Here is a 19,782-nt window from a genome sequence, read left to right as displayed (position 1 = left end):
GTCAAGCGTCAGCTCGCGCTTCTAGGCGTGGCGGCAGGCGCGCCGACTGTCGAAGTCGACGGCCTGACCACCGGGTCGCTCGCTACCGAACGCCGCCGCGCACCCACGCCTCGACCTCGTCGGCCGTGCGGGGGATGCCGGCGGAGAGGTTCTCGGCGCCGTCGGCGGTGACGAGGATGTCGTCTTCGATGCGCACGCCGATGCCGCGGAACTCCACGGGCACCGTGAGGTCGTCTGGCTGGAAGTACAGGCCGGGCTCGATCGTGAAGACCATGCCCGCCTCGAGCACGCCGTCGAGGTACATCTCGCGTCGCGCCTGCGCGCAGTCGTGCACGTCGAGGCCGAGGTGGTGGCTCGTGCCGTGCACCATGTAGCGGCGGTGGAACTGGTTCTCGGGCTCGAGCGACTCCTCAGCCGAGACCGGGAGGAACCCCCACTCGGCGGTCTTGCGCGCGATGACCTGCATCGCCGCGGCGTGCACCTCGCGGAAGACGATGCCGGGCCGCACGATCGAGAAGGCGGCATCGGCAGCCTCGCGCACGGCCTCGTAGATCTTGCGCTGCACCTCGGAGAACGTGCCGTTCACCGGGAACGTGCGGGTGATGTCGGCGGTGTAGTAGGAGTCCATCTCGACGCCGGCGTCGAGCAGCACGAGGTCGCCGGGCACGACGGGGCCGTCGTTGCGGGTCCAGTGCAGGATCGTCGCGTGCGGGCCGGCGGCGGCGATCGAGTCGTAGCCGACGTCGTTGCCGTCGAGGCGTGCGCGCGTCGCGAAGACGCCCTCGATGACGCGCTCGCCGCGAACCTCGGCGGTGATGCGGGGCAGCTCGCCGATGACCTCGGTGAAGCCGCGCTGCGTGGCATCGATCGCGGCTCGCATCTCGGCGATCTCGAACGCGTCCTTCACGAGGCGGAGCTCGGAGAGCACGCGGGCGAGCTCGGCGTCGGGCTCGTGCGAGCCGCCGACCTCGAGCGAGAACGGGGCGTCGGAGGCGTTCGTCGACAGCGCCTGCTCGGCCGCGAAGCGGATGCGGGCGTGGTCGACGCGCTCGGTGACGGATGCATCGGCCTCGCGCAGCACGAGGGTCGCCGTGTCGACGGCGTCGATGACCCGGTCGAACTCCTCGAGTCCGCGGGTCGCCACGTCGAGGTCGGCGGCGACGTGCGCGAGCGAGGGGCGCGCGCCGATCCAGAACTCGCCGATGGCGGGGTTCGCGTAGAACTCCTCGGAGTCGCGGCCGGCGCGTTCGCGGAAGTAGACGGTCGCCTCGTGGCCGCCGGTGGTCGGCTCGAAGACGAGCACGGCCCCGGGCTCGGAGTCGGAGCCCCAGCCGGTCAGGTGCGCGAATGCCGAATGCGCGCGGAACGGGTAGTCGGTGTCGTTGGCGCGCTGCTTCATGTCGCCCGCGGGCACGATGAGTCGCTGGCCCGTGAACGCCGCCGAGACCTTCGCACGGCGGGCGGCGGCGAAGGAGGCCTGCTCACGCGCCTGCGGGAGGGTCTCGTCGCGCTCGGCCCAGCCGGTGCCGATGAAGTTCTTGAAGCCCTCGGAGCCGGGCGTCGTCGAGCGGTTCGCGTTGCGGCCGCCCTCCTCGCTCGCGGTCGTGACGGACGACGTCGTCTCGGTCGTGGAAGTGTCGCTGGTGTTGGCCATGCGACCATTCTCGCACCGTCGGCTGATGGTCGGATCAGGCCATCGGCGGCTCAGCCAGCCGCGACGAGCGTGGACACGATGGGCCGGTGATCGCTGCCCGCGTCGTCGTAGCCCTCGAGCACCTCGAACGCCTCGACGCTCCAGTTCGGCGTTGCCATCACATGGTCGATCGGGCTGCCGAAGAACGGCGGCACGTCGGTCGGCCAGGTGCCGAGGCCTGCGGCACCGGCCTGCGCCGCGGCATCCGTGCACTGGCCCATGTCGCCGCCATCGATGCCGTGACCGGCGAAGTGATCGACCGTCGCGTTGAAGTCGCCCGCCATGATCACGTCGTCGCCGGCGCACTGCTCGGCGAGCCAGTCGAGGTCGCTGCGCCAGTTGCGCAGCTCCCACCGGATTGGTGCCACGGCGTGCACGGCGACGATGCGCGGGCCGTCGCCGTCGGACGGGTCGGCCACCACGCTCGGCACCGTGTTCGTGTTGCCGGGCGGGCCCGGGACCTCGGGCGTGATCACGTCGTAGTCGCCGAGGTCGGGGCTGATCAGGATCGTCGTCGACCGTGCCTTCGCGATGTCGTCGTAGGCGGCGGTGTGCACCCACATCGGGCTGCCGCCCTCGCGCATCGCGATCGCGACCTCCTCGCCGAGCGGCTCGGTGGTCTCGGGCAGCACGACGATGTCGGCACCGCGCTCGATCGCGAGATCGGCGATCGTCGACGCCTCGGGCACCTCGCCGAGCGTGTTCCACGAGAGCACCGTCACGGACTCGGGACCCGAATCGGCAGCGGATGCCCCGAACCCGCGCGCCGTCAGCACTGCCACGTTGCCCGCGGCGAAGAGTGCGAAGACGGCCGCCATCGCGAACGCGAAGACCCGGATCGGCCGCACGAGGGCGAGCAGCAGGAAGACGACCAGTGCCACCACGCCCCCCGCGGCCGCGGTGCCCCTCAGCGCGACGACGTGTGCAGCCACCCACTGGTTCTGCAGGCCGAAGGCCTGCGGCCACACGAGCACGAGCGCAATGGCGGCGGTGCCGAGCACGATGGCCCAGCCGAGGATGCGGGGGAGCATTCCACCAACCCTAGGCGAGCGAGTCGAGCGGATGCCGGTCGAGCCGCTGGGAGTCGCCGGTGAGGTGGCTCGACGTACTCGTATCTGTTCCGCATACGAGGCGCAGCGCGTGTCGGCTGTCGCCGATAGCCTGAGAGTCGGCGTCGGGATTCCGAACGCGAGTGCCATTGCGCGATCGTCGAAGACCGAAAGGGAGCGACTGGATGACCGATCCGATTCAGAGTCAGATCGAGCTATACCAGTCTGCAGATGGCGCGATCACACTCGGCGTGCGCACCGACGCCGAGAGCGTGTGGCTCTCTGCCGACCAGATCTCCGAGCTCTTCGGCCGTGACAAGTCGACGATCTCCCGCCATCTCCGAAACCTCTTCGCCGACGGAGAACTCGAGCGCGAGGCAGTTGTTGCAGAATTTGCAACAACTGCGAGCGATGGCAAGACATATCTGGTCGCCCACTACGACCTCGACGTCGTGATCTCGGTCGGGTATCGGGTCAAGTCAGCCGAGGGCGTCCGCTTTCGACAGTGGGCCACACAGGTGCTCCGCCGGTACGTGCTCGAGGGTGTTGCACTGAATGAGCAGCGGCTCACGCAGATTGGTCGAATCGTACGTGTGCTCGCGCGCTCGACCGATGAGCTCGTGTCAGGCGTCGCGGACGTGCTCTCGGGTTACCTACCGGGTCTCCAGACGCTCAGGGATTACGACGACGGCACGATCGTTCCGCCAGCCGGTGATGCGCCGACCTGGACGTTGAGCTATTCCGACGCTCGGGCGGTCATCGACCATGTGCGCGCGGAGTTTCCCGATGACCATCTCTTCGGCCGCGAGCGTGGCGACGCGCTGCGTGGCATCGTCGCAACCGTGTACCAGGGATTCGCCGGCCGAGACCTGTACCCGACGGTTCAAGACAAGGCGGCGAACCTGCTCTACCTCGTCGTGAAAGACCACCCCCTCTCCGACGGCAACAAGCGCAGCGCGGCCGCGCTCTTCGTACACTTCCTTGCACACAACGGCGTGCTCGCCGACGACCTCGGGCGACCGCGCATCACGAACAACGCTCTCGCCGCGATCACCCTCATGGTCGCGATGAGCGATCCGAAGGAGAAGGACCTCATGATCGCGCTGCTCATGCGGATGCTCGCGGGGGAGGGTTCGTGAATCGCGCCCACGACCGGGGCGCGGCAGGCGAAGCCGACCTGCACACGCACTCGACGGTCTCCGACGGCACCGAGGCTCCCGCCGAACTCATGCGGCAGGCGGCGCGCGCCGGGCTCTGGGGCGTCGCACTCACCGACCACGACTCGACGAGCGGATGGGCCGAAGCCGCCGCCGCCGTGTCCGAGACGGGTGTCGCGCTCATCCCCGGCATGGAGCTCTCGACCCGCGAGGGCTACACGAGCGTGCACATGCTCGCGTACCTGATCGATCCGCTCGACGAGGCGCTCATCGCCGAGACTGCGCACATCCGCGAGTCCCGGTTCACCCGCGCCGAGGCGATCGTGCGCAGCATCGGACGCGACTACGCGCTCACCTGGGACGACGTGCTCGCACAGACCGTCGAGGGCACGACGATCGGGCGCCCGCACATCGCCGACGCGCTCGTCGCCCGCGGCCACGCCTCCACGCGATCGGCGGCGTTCGACGGCATCCTGCACCCGCGTGCGGGCTACGCGCAGCCGCACTACGCGCCCGATCCGCTCACCGGCGTGCGGCTCATCCGCGCGGCAGGAGGGGTGCCCGTGCTCGCGCACCCCGGCACCCGCGGCGCCGAGCGGGTCATCCCGCCTGCGCGCCTCGAACAGCTCGTCGAGGCCGGCCTCTTCGGGCTCGAGATCGACCACCCCGAGAACCGCGAGGACGCGAAGCCGCGATTGCGGGCGCTCGCCGCACGCTTCGGCCTGCGCATCACGGGCTCCAGCGACTATCACGGCACCGGCAAGCCGAACCGGCTCGGCGAGTGCCGTACTGCTCCCGATGTCGTCGAGGCGATCATCGCCGAGGGGCGTGGGTCTGCGCCCGTGCTGCCTTAGCCGATCACTCGCCGCGGAGCAAGACGCCGATCATGGCGCGATCGTGCGCTGCAGGATCGACTTCAGCGTGCCGAGTTCGTCGGAGCTCACCGCGTGGAACAGCTCTGCCGAGACGCGCTTGGTGTGCCGCTGCGCAGTTCGGAGGGCGTCTTCTCCGTCGTTCGTGAGGGCGAGGATCGTCACCCGGCGGTCGAGCGTCGATGGCGTTCGGGTGACGTAGCCGAGCCGTTCGAGGTCGTCGACCACACGCACCATGCCGGTCTTGTCGGTGTTCAGACGCGCGACGAGGTCGCGCTGGGTCTGCACGCCATCTCGGATCAGGAACATCACCGTGACGTGGCGGCTGGTGAGTTTCATCGGCCGCAACGCGTCGTTCAGTCGTTGCGTCGCCAGTGAGTAGACCTGGTGGAGCAGCAGCCCCACCTCGATCGAGACCTGCCCGCTGTCATCGCTCATGGCTCGATTCTCTCAAATTCGATCCAAATGCAATTGATCCATTTGGATCTATTCAGTAGGCTCCGATCATGTCCTCCATTAACGAAACGGCCCGCGAACCGCGCCGGTGGCCGATGCGGTTCCTGCGGATCTCACTGACGGTCACCGCCCTGCTCATGTTCGGCCAGGCGGTGCTCGCCGGCCTGTTCATGGGCGGGCAGTCGTCGGCATTCGGATGGCATCGCGAGATGGCGACGGTCACAGGCATCGCCTTGATCGTGAGCATCGTCGCCGCGATCCTCGCACGACGACTCGGGCAGGCCCCGCTGTGGCCGATCTGGGCGACGACCGGATTGCTCGCGCTCATGTCGCTGCTGGCGTTCGCCGGGTTCCGTTCGCTGCCCGCCCTGCACGTGCCGCTCGCGGTGATCACGATCCTCCTCGCCGTCGCACTGGCCGCGTGGGCGTTGAGGTATCAGCCGACCGCGACCGCTTCGAGCGAGCAGAGCGCGCCCGACGACGACCGCGTGCGAACCGAATCGCCGACCTCTGCTTCGGTGTCCTGAACCTTCCGGAGCGGCAACGCACAGCGGCAACGCACAGCGGCAACGCACAGCGCCCGCCCGGCCGAAGCCGAGCGGGCGCTGAAACGTGACTGCCGGGGTTACGCCTGCGGCGTCGTGCCACCGGTGCGCGGTCCGCGGCGACGGCGACGGCGCGGGGGAGCGGCGTTGCCGTCGTGGTGCTCGTGGCCCTTGCCGTCGTGCGTGCCCGTGCCGGGCTCCTTGACCGCAACGGCCTCCGCGGGGGCAGCGTGAGCAACGGATGCTGCGGCGGCCTCGGTCGGCGCGGACTCGGCGACGACGCCCGCGGTCTCGCCGGCCGGCTTGCCGCCGCGCGTGCGGTTACGGCTGCGGGTGCGGGGTGCGCGCTCAGCGCCCGCATCCGCTCGCTCGGAACCGCCCTCGGAACGGCCGCCGGAACGACCCTCCGAACGACCGCCGGAGCGGCCCTCGCTGCGACCGGCCGTGGCGGAGCGCGTGGGAGCGGCGACCGCGGACGACGGCTTCAGGCGGCCCTTGGTGCCGGCGGGGATGTCGAGGTCGCTGAAGAGGTGCGGGCTCGACGAGTAGGTCTCGGTCGGCTCGGGCTGGCCGAACTCGAGGGCGCGGTTGATGAGCGCCCACTTGTGCAGGTCGTCCCAGTCGACGAACGTCACGGCGATGCCGGTCTTGCCGGCGCGGCCGGTGCGGCCGACGCGGTGCAGGTACGCCTTGTCGTCGTCGGGGATGGTGTGGTTGATGACGTGCGTCACGTCGTCGACGTCGATGCCGCGCGCCGCGACATCCGTGGCGATGAGCACGTCTTTCTTGCCGGCCTTGAACGCGGCCATGGCGCGCTCGCGCTGGTCCTGGTTCAGGTCGCCGTGCACGGCAGCGGCGTTGAAGCCGCGGTCGTTGAGCTCCTCGACGAGCTTGGCCGCCGCGCGCTTCGTGCGCGTGAAGATGACGGTCTTGCCGCGACCCTCGGCCTGCAGGATGCGCGAGATGACCTCGTCTTTGTCGAGCGAGTGCGCGCGGTAGACGAGGTGCTTGATGTTCGCCTGCGTGAGGCCCTCGTCGGGGTCGGTCGCGCGGATGTGGATGGGGCGCACCATGAAGCGGCGCGCGAGTGCCACGATCGGGCCCGGCATGGTCGCCGAGAACAGCATCGTGTGGCGGGTCGCGGGCGTCTGCGCCATGAGCTTCTCGATGTCGGCGAGGAAGCCGAGGTCGAGCATCTTGTCGGCCTCGTCGAGCACCATCTCCTGAACGTTCTTCAGGGAGAGGAGTCGCTGCGAGGCGAGGTCGAGGAGGCGGCCGGGGGTGCCGACGACGATCTGCGCGCCGGCCTTCAGCTGCTCGATCTGACCTTCGTAGGCCTTGCCGCCGTAGATCGACACGATCTTGGTCGGGCGATTGGATGTCGCGAGCTCGAGGTCTTCGGTGACCTGCACGCAGAGCTCGCGGGTCGGCACCACGACGAGCGCCTTGACGCCGCCCTCGGGGTCGTCGCCGAGGCGCTGGATGATCGGGAGGCCGAACCCGAAGGTCTTGCCCGTGCCGGTCTTGGCCTGGCCGATGATGTCCTGGCCCGCGAGGGCGAGGGGGATGGTCTGTTCCTGGATGGGGAAGGCATCGATGATGCCCTTCCCGGCGAGGGCGTCGACGATGTCGGACGCGATGCCGAGGTCGGTGAATGTGGTCAAAAGTCTGCCTGTTCGTGTTGCTCGAGGTGGCGGTCGGATGCGCGCCCCGTTCTCAACTCCAGGCGCACGGCTGCGGATCCATCGCCCGCATGCACCCTCTACCCTATCCGAGACTCCCTGAACGCCTCGGAAGCTGCCTTTCGTCGCCGCCCGGAGCCGAGTCCGGCGGCACGCGTCGGTAAGCTGTCTGCGTGGTCTTCTGGTCGAATCGGCGCATCGCGCGCCCCGAGTTGCCTCGGCTGCGCCCGCGCGTCGCTCCGACCGACCTCGCGAAGGTGGACTTCACCGAGCTCGTGCCCGAGCCCGTGCCGTTCCTCGGCCAAGCCGCGTACATCCAGCTCGAGTTCTTCGAGTCGCTCGCGCGTTCCGTCGCGACGGCCCCCACGCTCTCGGCGAAAGAGGGGCTCAGTCGCGCCGCCGGCGGCGCGCTGCGTCAGCACCACGCCCTGATCGCCGAGCTCCGACGGCTCGGAGCCGAGCCGGTCGAGGTGATGGCGCCGTTCGCGCCTGCGGCCGAGCGATTCCGCCAGGCCAGCGCGGGCGCCGACTGGTACGAGCTGCTGCTCGGCATCCACGTGACGTCGGGCATGCTCGACGACTACTTCTCCAGGCTCGCCGAAGGCCTGCCCGGCGAACTCGCGACGCGGGTGCGCGCCATCCTCGCGGAAGACGAGGCGTCGGCGGGCGTGCTGCACGACGAGCTGTTCGCCGCGATCGAGGCCGAGGCCGAGCCCGGTCTCGCCGACCGACTGGCCCTCTGGGGGCGCAGCCTCGTCGGCGACACGCTGCTCATCGCGCGATCCGCGCTGCGCGCGTCGGACTCGCGTGACCGCGGTGCCGATGTCGAGCCGGTCTTCACCGAGCTCATCGCGGCGCACACGCGGCGCATGGACGCGCTCGGCCTCACGGCCTGAGCGTGCAGCGACTCATCCTCTGAGCGGGCGCTGAACCACCACCTGCGCGCGCTCGACCTCACGGCCGAACAACGAGCGGCGCGGTACGCGTCAGGCGCTCGCGGCGTCTGCGCCCGGTCGGGACAGGCGCTCGAAGAGCACGGCATCCGCTCGCTCCCGGCGCGGCGAGATGAGGTAGAGCACCGCGGCCGGCACGAGTGCCGACGCCACGAGGGCGGCGACCCAGATCCATCCGCCGTCCCACGGCCAGCCGAGCCAGGTCAACGCGACCCACACGACGGCGGCGACGCCGGCGCCGATCGCCGAGCCCACGGCCACGCCGCGGAGGTGCCGGAGCGGCACCACGAACTGCGTGGCGAGGCCGAGGATGGCGCCGCCGACGACGACGAAGATGAGCTCCATGTCAGGCGACGAATCCGACGCGGCGCGACTCCTCTGAACCGATCTCGACGTACGCGAGTGCGGCCGAGGGCACGACGTAGCGGGTGCCCTTGTCGTCGGTGAGGGTCAGCAGCGGCGACTGGCCGGCGAGGGCCGCGGCGACCGCCTGCTCGACCTCCGCAGCTGACTGCGAGGTCTCGAAACCGAGTTCACGGGGGGAGTTCTGAATGCCGATGCGAACGTCCACGGTACGCCTTTCTGCTCTTGCGCCAACCCTACGACACCGGCTCGCGGGGCCGGTGCAGGTTCACTGTCGGCGGAACCCGTTAGCGTTGCCGACATGCAGGTCACCGCGACATCCGACGCCCCAGTTTCGAGGCTCGCGGCAGATGGGCACGTGGCGGTCTTCGGGGCACCCGGCAGCGGCAAGACGACCTTCGCGGTCGAGCTCGTGGCCGACCGCATCGAGCGTCTCGGCCACGCCACCGACGAGGTGCTCGTGCTGTCGGCGACACGGGTCGCGGCGACCGCGCTGCGCGACCGGCTCGCGGTGCGCCTGGGCGTCACCACGCGAGGGCCGCTCGCCCGCACGGCGAACTCGCTCGCGTTCCAGCTGGTGCGCGCGTTCACCGGTGCCCCGGTGACGCTGCTCACGGGTGCCGAGCACGATCAGATCATCGGCGAGCTGCTCGAGGGCGGCATCCGCGACGGGTTCGGGCCCGTCTGGCCCGATCCGCTGACGCCCGAGGTGCGCGTGCTGCGGGGGTTCCGTTCAGAGCTTCGCGACCTGCTCATGCGGGCCGTCGAGCACGGGGTCGACGGGCCTTCCCTCGCCGCGCTCGGCGAGCGCACCGGCCGACCCGAGTGGGTCGCGGCCGCGGCGTTCCTCGAGGAGTACGACGAGGTGAAGGCGCAGTTGCGACCCAACCAGTACGACTCCTCCGAACTCGGCGCGTTCGCGGCCGCGATCGTGCGCCGCAGCACGACGGATGCCTCGGCCGAGGCGGCCCTCGGGCTGCTCGCGCGCGTGCGGCTCATCGTCGTCGACGACGCCCAAGAGGCGACCGAGTCGACCGCCGCGCTGCTCGGGGCGTTCGCGGCCCGCGGGGTCGCGGTGATCGCGCTCGGCGACCCCGACGTCGCCTCCAACGGATTCCGCGGGGGTCGCGCCGAGCTGCTCGGCTCGCTCGGCTCGGTGCTCGGCACCGGGGCCGTGCAGCGCATCGAACTGCCCGTCGTGCACCGGGGTCGACCAGAGCTGCGCTCGATCGTGCAATCGGTGAGCAGCCACATCGGCACCGCGCTCGGCGGCACGCATCGCTCGGCTGTGCGCGAGACGCCGGCCGATGCCGAGATCGACCCGCTCGCCGCCGTGCTCGGCATCGAGGCGCCGTCGCACGCGGCCGAGTGCCAGGCGGTCGCCGCCGTGCTGCGTGAACGCCACCTGCTCGACGGCGTGCCGTGGTCGTCGATGGCCGTCGTGCTGCGCTCGGGTGGCGACGTGCCCGCCTTCGAGCGGGGTCTCGCGCTCGCCGACGTGCCCACCGCCGGCAACGCCGCGCGCACCGCGCTGCGCGACGCCCCTGCCGCCGCAGCGCTGCTCGCGGCGGCCTCGCTCGTGCTCGACCGGGAGCCGCTCACGCCCGAGCTCGCGGTGACCGTGTTGACCGGGCCGATCGGCCGGCTCGACAGCGTGGGCCTCCGCCGGCTCCGCCTCGCCCTGCGGCACGAAGAGCTTGCGAACGAAGGCTCGCGCACGGCCGATGAACTGCTCGTCGAGGCGCTCGGCGCGCCAGGCGGATTCGAGACGATCGACGCCGCGCCCGCACGACGTGCGGCACGACTCGCGAAACTGCTCGCGACGGCGCGAGGCGTCGCCCTGCGCGGCGGCACGATCGAAGAGGTGCTCTGGTCGATCTGGGAGGGCAGCGGGCTCGCGACGGAGTGGGCCGCGCAGGCCGCAGGCACGGGCGTGCTGGCCGAAGAGGCCAACCGAGCACTCGATGCTGCGGTGGCCCTCTTCGCCGCCGCACAGCGCTTCGTCGAACGCGAGCCCGACGCACCGCCAGTGCGATTCGTCGACGAGGTGCTCGCGAGCGAGCTGCCCGAAGACTCGCTCGCGCCGCAGCGCTCGGCCGAGACCGTCGTCGTGACGACGCCGCCTGCCGTCATCGGCCGGGAGTTCGAAGTCGTCGTGATCGCGGGGCTGCAAGACGGCGTCTGGCCGAACCTCCGGCCACGCGGCACCCTGCTGCATGCCGCCCTGCTGCCGCGCGTCGTCGCCGCCGCCCGCGCCGGTGCGCCGCTTCCCGCGCCCGAGACGGTCGCCGAGGCCCGTGCGTTCGTTCGCGGCGACGAGCTGCGGCTCTTCGTGCTCGCGGCCTCGCGTGCGAGCCGCCAGCTCGTGCTGAGCTGCACGGCCAACGACGACGAGCAGCCGTCGATGCTCATGGGCTACGCGAGCGAGCGCATCAAGACCTCCCGTCGTCGGCCGCTGCACCTGCGCGGCCTCGTCGGCGCCCTGCGCGAAGAGGCGACGAGCTCGGGCGGCGGTGAGGCCCCCGCCGCGCTCGCGCTGCTCGCCGAGCAGGGCGTACCCGGTGCTCACCCCGACGAGTGGTACGGACTCGCCGAGCCGTCGACCACGGCACCGCTCGTCGACCTCGAGGGCGATCCCGAGGCGCTCGTCTCGGTCTCGCCGTCGCAGATCGATCGCGCAGAGGAGTCTCCGCTCGGCTGGTTCATCGACCACGTGGCCTCGCCGCCGTCGGGTCTGGCCGCCTCGATCGGCACGATCGTGCACGCCGTCGTCGAAGAGGCGGGCGCCCGCGACGACGGCGACACGAGCATCGAGACGCTGTGGGCCGCCGTCGAAGAGCGCTGGCGCGAACTGCGGTTCGAGGCGGGCTGGGTGGCCGAGCGCGAACGCCGGGGTGCACGGCGCATGGCCGAAGGCGCATCCGACTACCTCGCCAACTTCGTCGACGACGGAAAGGTGCTGCTCGGCGCAGAGGGGCGCTTCACGCTCATCGTCGACCGGGTGCGCATCTCGGGCACGATCGACCGCGTAGAGGCCTCGGCCGACGGCACCACGGTCATCGTCGACCTGAAGACGGGGCGCACCCCGCCGTCGGCCGCCGAGACGGCCGCGCACCCGCAGCTCGCCGCGTACCAGCTGGCCGCACGGGCCGGTGAGGTGCCGAACAGCGGCACGCTCGGCGGTGCGAAGCTCGTCTACCTCGCCAAGCCGACGCGCGGCAACGCCTTCACCGAGCGGGCCCAGCAGCCGTTCGACGACGAGGCCGAGGCCGAGTTCCGGCAGCGCCTCGGCGACGTCGCCCGCACGATGTCGGGCAGTGAGTTCGATGGGCCGGCCGAACTCGGCTACCGCTCCAGGTTCGGCGGCTGGCAGTATCGCGTGCACCTCGTGCCGGCGGTCTCGGCATGACGGCGGCGGGCGGTCTCGCCACGGGTGGCATCGGGGCGGGCGGCATCGGGGCGGGCGGCATCGCCGCGGGCGACAGCGCGCCGAGCGACATCGCCGCTGCCGACATCGCCGCACGGCTCGGGCTGCATGCGCCGACGGCAGAGCAGCGAGCGGTGATCGAGGCCGACCCGCGCGGCCAGAGCATCGTCGTCGCGGGCGCCGGCAGCGGCAAGACCGAGACGATGGCCAACCGCGTGGTCTGGCTGCTCGCGAACGGGCACGTCGCCGTGCCCGAGGTGCTCGGGCTCACGTTCACCCGCAAGGCGGCGGGCGAGCTCGCGGAGCGCATCCGCGAGCGCATCGCCCAGCTCGTCTCGCTCGGCATCGCCGACGTCTCGCTCGACCCGCTCGAGTCGGCGTCGGTCGGCACCTATAACGCCTTCGCGAGCGCCATCTACCGCGAGCACGCGATGCTCATCGGGCGCGAGCCCGATGCGGCGGTGCTCGGCGAGGCATCCGCCTGGCAGCTCGCACGCTCGGTCGTGGCGGCCTCGGCCGACCCGCGGCTCGTCGAGCTCGACGCCTCGCTCGACAAGGTCACGGGCGCGGTGCTGTCGCTCAGTCGCGCGCTCGCCGAGAACGTCGCCGACAGCCGCGACGTGCGCGCGATGACTCGCGACTTCCTCGCCATGGAGGGGCTGCCCATCGAGGCACCGCGCAAGCGCACCGACTTCGCGTCGTTCGTCGACGCCCTCGGCATCGTCGGGGCGCTGCCGCCGCTGCTCGAACTCGCCGACGCGTACGCCGAGGCGAAGCAGCAGCAGGGCTTCGTCGAGTTCTCCGACCAGGTCGCGCTCGCCCTCGCGATCTGCGAGCGCCATCCCGAGGTCGTCGCCGCGCACCGCGAGCGCTACCGCACCGTGCTGCTCGACGAATACCAAGACACGAGCATCGTGCAGACCCGCCTGCTCTCGGCCCTGTTCGGCGAGCAGTCGGTCATGGCGGTCGGCGACCCCGACCAGTCGATCTACGGATGGCGCGGCGCGAGTGCGGCGAACCTCGCACGTTTCGGCCGCGACTTCGCGCCCGGGGGCGACGCCGCCGTCTACGACCTCTCGACGAGCTGGCGCAATCCGAAGATCGTGCTCGAGGGCGCGAACACGCTGATCCTGCCGCTCGACGCGGGCATTCCGAAGGCCCCGCTCGGGGCGTCACCCTTCGCCCAGCCCGGCCGGCTCGAGGCCGCCTGGTCCGAGACGATCGAAGAGGAGGCCGACCTCGTGGCCTCGTGGTTCGCCGAGCGCCTCGGTCGTGCGGGGCGTGGCGTGGCACCCGAAACGGGAGCACGGAGCGGTGCGCTGCTCTGCCGCACCTTCGCGAACGTCGGCATCTTCACCGCCGCGCTCCGTGCGCGGGGTGTGCCCGTGCACGTGCTCGGCATGGCGGGCCTCCTCGACCAGCCCGTGATCGCCGACCTCGTGTGCGTGCTCCGGGTGCTCAACGACCCGACCGCAGGCTCCGAGCTCGTGCGGGTACTCGGCGGCGCACGCTGGCGCATCGGGCCGGCCGATCTCGCGGCGCTGCACTCGCTCGCGAAATGGCTCGCCGATCGCGACCTCTCGACGAGGCGACTCGGCGATGAGGTGCGCGCGGGGCTCCGTGCCTCGATCGCCCCCGATGAATCGCCCTCCATCGTCGACGCCCTCGACTTCCTGCTCGTCGCGCCCGATTCGCACTCGGCGCTCGCCGCGTTCAGCGAGGTCGGGCTCGCCCGAATGCGGCGCGCCGGTGCGCAGCTGCAGTCGCTGCGTCGCCGGGCCGGGCTCGGCCTCGTCGACTTCGTCAGCCTCGTGCAGCAAGAGCTCCTGCTCGACATCGAGGTCGCCGCGAACTCCTCGCAACCGCTCGGGGCGCCGAGCCTCGAGGCGTTCGACGAACTGCTCGCGGGATTCGCCGAGGTCTCGGAGCACGCCACGCTCGGCGCCTTCCTCGGCTGGCTCACCGAGGCCGAGCAGCGCGACCGCCTCGCGCCGCGTCAAGACGAGCCCGAGCCGGGCGCGGTGCAGGTGCTGTCGATCCACGGATCGAAGGGTCTCGAGTGGGACATCGTGGCCATTCCGCGCATGGTCGACGACGAATTGCCGTCGAAGCCGCGCTCGTCGAAGGGGTGGCTCTCGTTCGGCGAGCTTCCCAACGAGTTCAAGGGCGACGCCGACGAGCTGCCCGAACTGCAGTGGCGAGGCGTGCAGAGCCAAGCCGACTTCGACCGCGCGGTCGGGGACTTCGCCGAGGAGAACAAGCAGCGTCATGCCGAAGAGGAGCGCCGCCTCGCCTACGTCGCGCTCACCCGCACTCGCAGCGACCTGCTGCTGACCGGGTCGTGGTGGGCGAGCCAGAAGGCGCCGCGCAAGCCGAGCCCGTTCCTGCGCGAGCTCGTGACCGCCGGGGTGATCGATGCAGGCGTGCTGCCCGGCGCGCCCGAACACGACGAGAACCCGCGCGCCGGCTCGACCGAGCGCGTCCGCTGGCCGCTCGACCCGCTCGGCGTGCGCCACCACACGGTTGTCGCCGCCGCCGAAGCCGTGCGGGCTGCCGCTGCTCGCCCGAGCGGAGAGGGCATCGGTCCCGTGCTCGCCGATCGCATCCGGCTGCTGCTCGAAGAGCGTCGACGTCGCGCCGAGGGGCCGGCGACCGCCGAGGTGCCCGTGCGCGTGCCCGCCTCCCGATTCAAGGACTACGTCGACGATCCCGCCGCCGTCGCCGCGCAATTGCGCCGGCCGATGCCCCAGCGGCCGTACCGGGCGACCCGTATCGGCACGCTGTTCCACCAGTGGGTCGAACAGCGCTCGACGGGCGAGCTCGAGGCCGCCGCCATCGATGCCCTCGACGGACTCGAGGCGTACGCCGAACTCGACATCCCGCCGGACGAACGGGTGGCCGACCCGACCGCCGAGCGGCTCCGAACGCTGCAGGCCACGTTCGAGGCGTCGGAGTGGGGTGGTCGCAAGCCCTCCGCCGTCGAGATCGAGTTGCACCTGCCGATCGGCGACAACGTCTTCGTCTGCAAGCTCGATGCCGTGTTCGACGTCGAGCCGTCGAGCGAACTCGGTCGGCGAGGCATCCGTCATCAGGTCGTCGACTGGAAGACGGGCAAGGCACCGCGCGACGCCCACGATCTCGAACTGAAGCAGACGCAGCTCGCCCTCTACCGGCTCGCCTACGCGAACTGGGCCGGCGTCGAACCCGACGCGATCGACGCGGTCTTCTACTTCGTCGAAGACGACCAGGTCATCAGGCCCGACGCCATCTACGACGAGGCGGCGTTGCGGCGTGCCTGGGCGTCGGTCGCGGCATCCGAGCCGGTGCCCTCGCCGCGCTGACCAGTCCGTCGATCGGCGGCCGGATCTGCCGGGCCGACCGGTTCAGCCGGCTCGGCCCGCTCTTCAGCTGAAGGTGACGCGTCGCCCCAGTCCGAGAGGTCGAGCGGAATGGGCGCGGTCGCGTCGAACGGCGCCGTATCGCGTTCGCCCGCCTCGCGACGCTCGAGATCGGAGAAGTCGTAGCTGTCGGTGAGCAGGCTGCCGCCGGCTTCACGCGACAGGCCGTCGCGTGGCGTCTCGTCGAGCATGCGCTCGACGTCGCCCACGGTGAGGATGGGCCCGGTCTCGGGGGAGAGCGGTTCGCTCGAGCGGTCGTGCACGCTCTCGACGAGCCCGTCGAGGAGTCCGACCGCGTCGGCGATGATGGCATCGTCGCGCACCTCGACGCCGTGCAGGAGCCACTTCGCGAGCTCGAGCTCGCCGTAGAGCAGCGCTCGCTGCGGCAGGTGGGAATCGGCCTCACCGGCGCGGGCGCCGAAGTAGGCGTCGAGTGCACGCTCGGCGGCAGCACCGCGCGAGGTGAGCAGCCAGTGCAGGTCGCGGGCGGGGTCGCCCTGCGCGAGCGCCGACCAGCCGATCAGGCCCGTGACGGTGTCGCCGTCGACGAGGAGCGAGTCGGCTGCGAGCGCGCCGTTCACGACGGTCGGCCGGAACCGCCACAGTGCGGCGTCATCGGTCGCCTCCTCCCAGCGCCGGAGCAGCGCGGCGGGCAGGTGTCCGGTGTCGGCGGCCCGGTCGATCAGTTCGACGACGGCGTCGTGCGATTCGTCGGCGGTCTGGCGGGGCAGGCCTGCGTCGGCGATGAAGCCCGTCGGCAGCGCGTGCACCGCGGCGAGGGCGAGGCCGACCGAGGTGGCGATGCCGTCGTGCTCGGTGAGCTCGTCGGCGGAGCGCGCGGCACCGGGAACGAAGGTCGTGACGACGGCGCGGGTGCCGTCGATGGGCGCCTGGCCGACGACCTCGGGCAGGGCGAACGGCAGGCGCGAGCGGATGCCGGGGGTGAGTGCGCGGAGTGCCACGAGGTCGGCCGACTGCTCGGACTCGGCGGCTTGCGAGCGGGGCACGCGCAGCACGAGCATGCGGTCGTCCGTGCTGTGCAGCAGCACCGCGTCGTAGGCGCCGTGGCTCCTGCGAGTGTGCGCACGCACGGCTCGCACCTCGAGTCCGGGCACCGCCGCCGTGGCCAACGCGGCTAGAGTGAGAGGAGGTCTGGCCATGGCATTCAGCTTAAGCAGGCAATCGCGACTGCGGGCGACCGCCACGCCTTCCGGCCGACTCCGACTCCGACCCGGGCAACGAGGGGTGGCACGTGATCGAACCGACATCGCCGGTGTTCGCGCAATCGACGATCGACCGGGATGCCGCGTCGCGCGCGGATGGCGAGCTCGAGGCCGTGCTCGACGCCGACCCCGAGACGAAGGTCGTTGCCGTGCACCGGGGGCGGGCGCTGATGGCCGAGCGCATCGACGGTTCGGCGCCGGCGCTGCAGCTGTCGCACCCGCACGCCCTTCCCGAGCCGGTGCTGCGCTGCTACCTCGGCCGGGCCGACGGCTCCCGCTTCGAACTGCGGGTCTTCGATGAGGATGCCGCGGCGACCATCGAGCCCGAATCGGCCAGGTGGCAGGGACTCCGCGATGCCGCGGCCGTGCTGGGCGTTCGCGATTCGAGCCTCCTGGTCGAGGCCGTCGCCCTCGCGAACTGGCACGAACGCCACGGTCGCTGCCCGCGCTGCGGCGCCGAGACGACTCCCGTGCAGGCCGGGTGGGCCCGGCGGTGCACGGTCGACGAGAGCCTGCACTTCCCGCGCACCGATCCTGCCGTCATCGTGCTCGTGACCGATGACGACGACCGCGTGCTGCTCGGATCGAACGCCCTCTGGGCGCAGAACCGCTACTCGCTGCTCGCGGGCTTCGTCGAGCCCGGCGAGGCGCTCGAGGCAGCTGTGGTGCGCGAGATCGAGGAGGAGGCGGGCATCCTCGTCGACCGGGTCGAGTACGTCGCCTCGCAGCCGTGGCCGTTCCCGGCGAGTCTCATGCTGGGCTTCACGGCGCGCATCGCAGCGGGCGCGGTGCCCTCTTCGGCGGTGCCCGACGGTGAGGAGATCCTCGAGCTCCGCTGGTTCTCACGTGACGAGATCGTCGCCGCGCAGGCCGAGATCGGGCTGCCGGGAGGCATCTCGATCGCACGCTGGCTGCTCGAGCGCTGGTACGGCGCCCCGCTCGATGCCGAGGGGGCGGGGCTCGCTTGGTCGACGTCGTGACTGTGTCCGACCCCCTGCTCGACGCGCTCGACGACGAGCAGCGCGTCGCGGCAGAGGCGTTGCTCGGGCCCGTGTGCGTGCTCGCGGGCGCGGGCACCGGCAAGACCCGGGCGATCACCCATCGCATCGCGTACGGCGTGGCCTCGGGGACCTACGACCCGGCCCGGGTGATGGCCCTGACCTTCACCTCGCGGTCCGCCGCCGAGCTGCGGGCGCGGCTCAGGGCCCTCGGAGCGGGTGCCGTGCAGGCGCGCACGTTCCACGCGGCGGCCCTCGCGCAGCTCAACCACTTCTGGCCGATCGTCGTCGGCGGCGGTGCGCCCCGGGTGCTCGAGTTCAAGGGGCGTCTGCTCGGCCAGGCGGCCGAGCGTGCTCGGGTGCGGGTCGACACGGCGACCCTGCGCGACGTCGCGGCCGAGATCGAGTGGCGCAAGGTCTCTGGGGCTGGGCCAGAGAGCTACGCCACTCGCCTCGCGACGCGGGGTGCGCCGGGCAACCTCACCGCAGAGCAGTTCCTCGCGGTCGTCGACGCCTACGAGTCGCTGAAGGACGAACGGCGCATGCTCGACTTCGAAGACGTGCTGCTCGCCATGGCCGGAATGATCGAGTCCGAGGCATCCGTCGCCATGCACGTGCGCGAGAGCTACCGTCACTTCATCGTCGACGAGTACCAGGACGTCTCGCCCGCGCAGCAGCAGCTGCTCGACCTCTGGCTCGGCGGTCGCCGCGATCTCTGCGTCGTCGGAGACGCCAGCCAGACCATCTACTCGTTCGCGGGCGCGAGCGCCGACTACCTGCTCGACTTCGAGCGCCGCTACGAGGGCGCCACGGTCGTGCGGCTCGAGCGCAACTACCGTTCGACGAGCGAGATCGTCGACACTGCGAACCGGCTCATGCGAGGTCGTGCGGGCGCGTTGCGGCTCGAGGCCGTCACCGATGCAGACGAGACGGATGCCGCGGCGCCGGCGTCAGCCGCCACCCCGACGCCGTCGGGTGCGACGAAGCCGCAGACTTCCCTGAAGGACACCGGCGAGCCCTCGATCACCGAGTACGCCGACGACCTCGCCGAGGCCCGAGGCGTCGCGACCCGCATCCGCGCGAGCATCGACGCCGGTGCCGCACCCGAGTCCATCGCGGTGCTGATGCGCGTGAACTCGCAGACCGCGATCCTCGAGCGGGCGCTCGACGAGGTCGGGGTGGCCTCGCGCGTGCGCGGTGCCTCGCGCTTCTTCGACCAGCCCGAGGTGCGCGAAGCGGTGCACGCCCTGCGCGCCGCCGCGCTCACCGTGGCGGGCGAGCCGCTCTTCAAGTCGGTCAGCGACGTGCTGCGCGCCCTCGGCTGGAGCGCACAGGCGCCCGACGGTCCGGGCGCGGTGCGCGCCCGATGGGAGTCGTTGAACGCGATCGCGAGGCTCGTCGACGACGCGCCGCCCGGCACGACGTTCCGGACGTTCGCCGACGAGCTGCGCGCCCGGGCCGAGGCCCAGCACGAGCCGACCGTCGCCGCCGTGACGCTGGCGACCATGCACTCGGCCAAGGGCCTCGAGTGGGACCACGTCTACATCGTCGGACTGACCGAGGGCATGCTCCCGATCGCCTACGCGAAGAGCTTCGACGCCATCGACGAGGAACGGCGACTGCTGTACGTCGGCATCACGCGGGCACGGCGGCGCCTCGAGTTGAGCTGGCCGCGTCAGGGCGGCGGGTATCGAGGCGAACGGGAGCCGTCGCGCTTCCTGCAGGAGCTCGGCACCCGCACTCGGGGTGCCACGGGTGCTGCGCCGGCGTCGCGGTCTCGCCCGGTCGGCCGAGCCTGATCGAGGCGCCCCGCAGCGGGTGCCGCGACCAGGCGAGTCGGTCGTCGACGACTGAGGCGACGAGTGCGGCGACATCGTGCACGGCCCTCGGCGTGCAGCTCGCTGCCGGACGACCGGCGAGTTGGGCGGCGATCACGGGCCAGGCGGGGTCGGCGTCGCGCCGTGCC

15 protein-coding genes are annotated in these 19,782 nt (G+C 71.5%); 8 read left to right on the top strand and 7 right to left on the bottom strand.

The features are described from left to right. Positions 1 to 82: 82 nt before the first annotated feature. The gene (locus tag ESP57_RS17365; RefSeq protein ID WP_129232381.1) at positions 83 to 1,654 is read right to left on the bottom strand and encodes an aminopeptidase P family protein; all 1,572 of its coding nucleotides are present in this window, start codon (positions 1,652 to 1,654) and stop codon (positions 83 to 85) included. Positions 1,655 to 1,704: 50 nt separating this feature from the next. Further along, a complete protein-coding gene (locus tag ESP57_RS17360) occupies positions 1,705 to 2,724 on the bottom strand; it encodes an endonuclease/exonuclease/phosphatase family protein (protein WP_129232380.1) in 1,020 nt (339 codons plus the stop codon). Positions 2,725 to 2,927: 203 nt separating this feature from the next. Between ESP57_RS17360 and ESP57_RS17355 the strand changes: the two genes are divergently transcribed. Further along, the gene (locus ESP57_RS17355; protein WP_115962067.1) at positions 2,928 to 3,881 is read left to right on the top strand and encodes a virulence RhuM family protein/type II toxin-antitoxin system death-on-curing family toxin; all 954 of its coding nucleotides are present in this window, start codon (positions 2,928 to 2,930) and stop codon (positions 3,879 to 3,881) included. Then, positions 3,878 to 4,753: a PHP domain-containing protein gene (locus tag ESP57_RS17350; RefSeq protein ID WP_129232379.1), complete on the top strand. Its 876-nt coding sequence runs from the start codon at positions 3,878 to 3,880 to the stop codon at positions 4,751 to 4,753. Before ESP57_RS17355 ends, ESP57_RS17350 begins: the two co-directional genes overlap by 4 nt. Before the next feature lie 30 nt (positions 4,754 to 4,783). Here the strand turns inward: ESP57_RS17350 and ESP57_RS17345 are convergent, their stop codons facing one another. Then, complete coding sequence (locus ESP57_RS17345) at positions 4,784 to 5,209, bottom strand: MarR family winged helix-turn-helix transcriptional regulator (RefSeq protein WP_129232378.1); 426 nt, start codon at positions 5,207 to 5,209, stop codon at positions 4,784 to 4,786. Positions 5,210 to 5,277: 68 nt separating this feature from the next. On the opposite strand from ESP57_RS17345, the gene ESP57_RS17340 reads away from it, so the two are divergent. After that, positions 5,278 to 5,754, top strand: coding sequence for an MFS transporter (locus tag ESP57_RS17340; protein ID WP_129232377.1), 477 nt, complete (start codon positions 5,278 to 5,280; stop codon positions 5,752 to 5,754). Between the two features lie 98 nt (positions 5,755 to 5,852). On the opposite strand, the gene ESP57_RS17335 is transcribed toward ESP57_RS17340, so the two are convergent. Next, positions 5,853 to 7,436: a DEAD/DEAH box helicase gene (locus ESP57_RS17335; protein ID WP_129232376.1), complete on the bottom strand. Its 1,584-nt coding sequence runs from the start codon at positions 7,434 to 7,436 to the stop codon at positions 5,853 to 5,855. A gap of 191 nt (positions 7,437 to 7,627) precedes the next feature. Here ESP57_RS17335 and ESP57_RS17330 point away from each other — a divergent pair, with 191 nt between their 5' ends. Next, positions 7,628 to 8,350, top strand: a complete 723-nt coding sequence (locus tag ESP57_RS17330) for a ferritin-like fold-containing protein (RefSeq protein ID WP_056014424.1) — start codon at positions 7,628 to 7,630, stop codon at positions 8,348 to 8,350. Positions 8,351 to 8,440: 90 nt separating this feature from the next. Here ESP57_RS17330 and ESP57_RS17325 read toward each other — a convergent pair whose 3' ends face one another. Both ESP57_RS17325 and ESP57_RS17320 read right to left on the bottom strand, forming a co-directional pair. Then, the gene (locus ESP57_RS17325) at positions 8,441 to 8,752 is read right to left on the bottom strand and encodes a hypothetical protein (protein ID WP_115962091.1); all 312 of its coding nucleotides are present in this window, start codon (positions 8,750 to 8,752) and stop codon (positions 8,441 to 8,443) included. 1 nt (position 8,753) lies between these two features. Continuing rightward, a complete protein-coding gene (locus ESP57_RS17320; RefSeq protein ID WP_056014418.1) occupies positions 8,754 to 8,978 on the bottom strand; it encodes a DUF3107 domain-containing protein in 225 nt (74 codons plus the stop codon). Positions 8,979 to 9,071: 93 nt separating this feature from the next. On the opposite strand from ESP57_RS17320, the gene ESP57_RS17315 reads away from it, so the two are divergent. Further along, entirely contained in the window at positions 9,072 to 12,179 is a 3,108-nt protein-coding gene (locus tag ESP57_RS17315; RefSeq protein WP_129232375.1) for a UrvD/REP family ATP-dependent DNA helicase, read from the top strand. Then, positions 12,176 to 15,538, top strand: coding sequence for an ATP-dependent helicase (locus tag ESP57_RS17310; protein WP_129232374.1), 3,363 nt, complete (start codon positions 12,176 to 12,178; stop codon positions 15,536 to 15,538). Before ESP57_RS17315 ends, ESP57_RS17310 begins: the two co-directional genes overlap by 4 nt. Here the strand turns inward: ESP57_RS17310 and ESP57_RS17305 are convergent. Next, positions 15,466 to 16,686, bottom strand: a complete 1,221-nt coding sequence (locus ESP57_RS17305; protein WP_207904581.1) for a phosphotransferase — start codon at positions 16,684 to 16,686, stop codon at positions 15,466 to 15,468. The two genes, ESP57_RS17310 and ESP57_RS17305, sit on opposite strands and share 73 nt — an antisense overlap. Positions 16,687 to 16,847: 161 nt before the next feature. Between ESP57_RS17305 and nudC the strand changes: the two genes are divergently transcribed. Next, a complete protein-coding gene (gene nudC, locus ESP57_RS17300; RefSeq protein WP_056014411.1) occupies positions 16,848 to 17,798 on the top strand; it encodes an NAD(+) diphosphatase in 951 nt (316 codons plus the stop codon). 2 nt (positions 17,799 to 17,800) lie between these two features. Next, entirely contained in the window at positions 17,801 to 19,615 is a 1,815-nt protein-coding gene (locus ESP57_RS17295) for an ATP-dependent helicase (RefSeq protein WP_056014997.1), read from the top strand. Positions 19,616 to 19,782 lie beyond the last annotated feature (167 nt).

Origin of the sequence: Agromyces fucosus, from assembly GCF_004134865.1 — a bacterium.
In the GTDB taxonomy this organism is placed as follows: Bacteria; Actinomycetota; Actinomycetes; order Actinomycetales; family Microbacteriaceae; genus Agromyces; species Agromyces fucosus.
The sequence above is the reverse complement of the archived record's forward strand: the minus strand, read 5'-3'. Positions and strand labels throughout refer to the sequence as shown.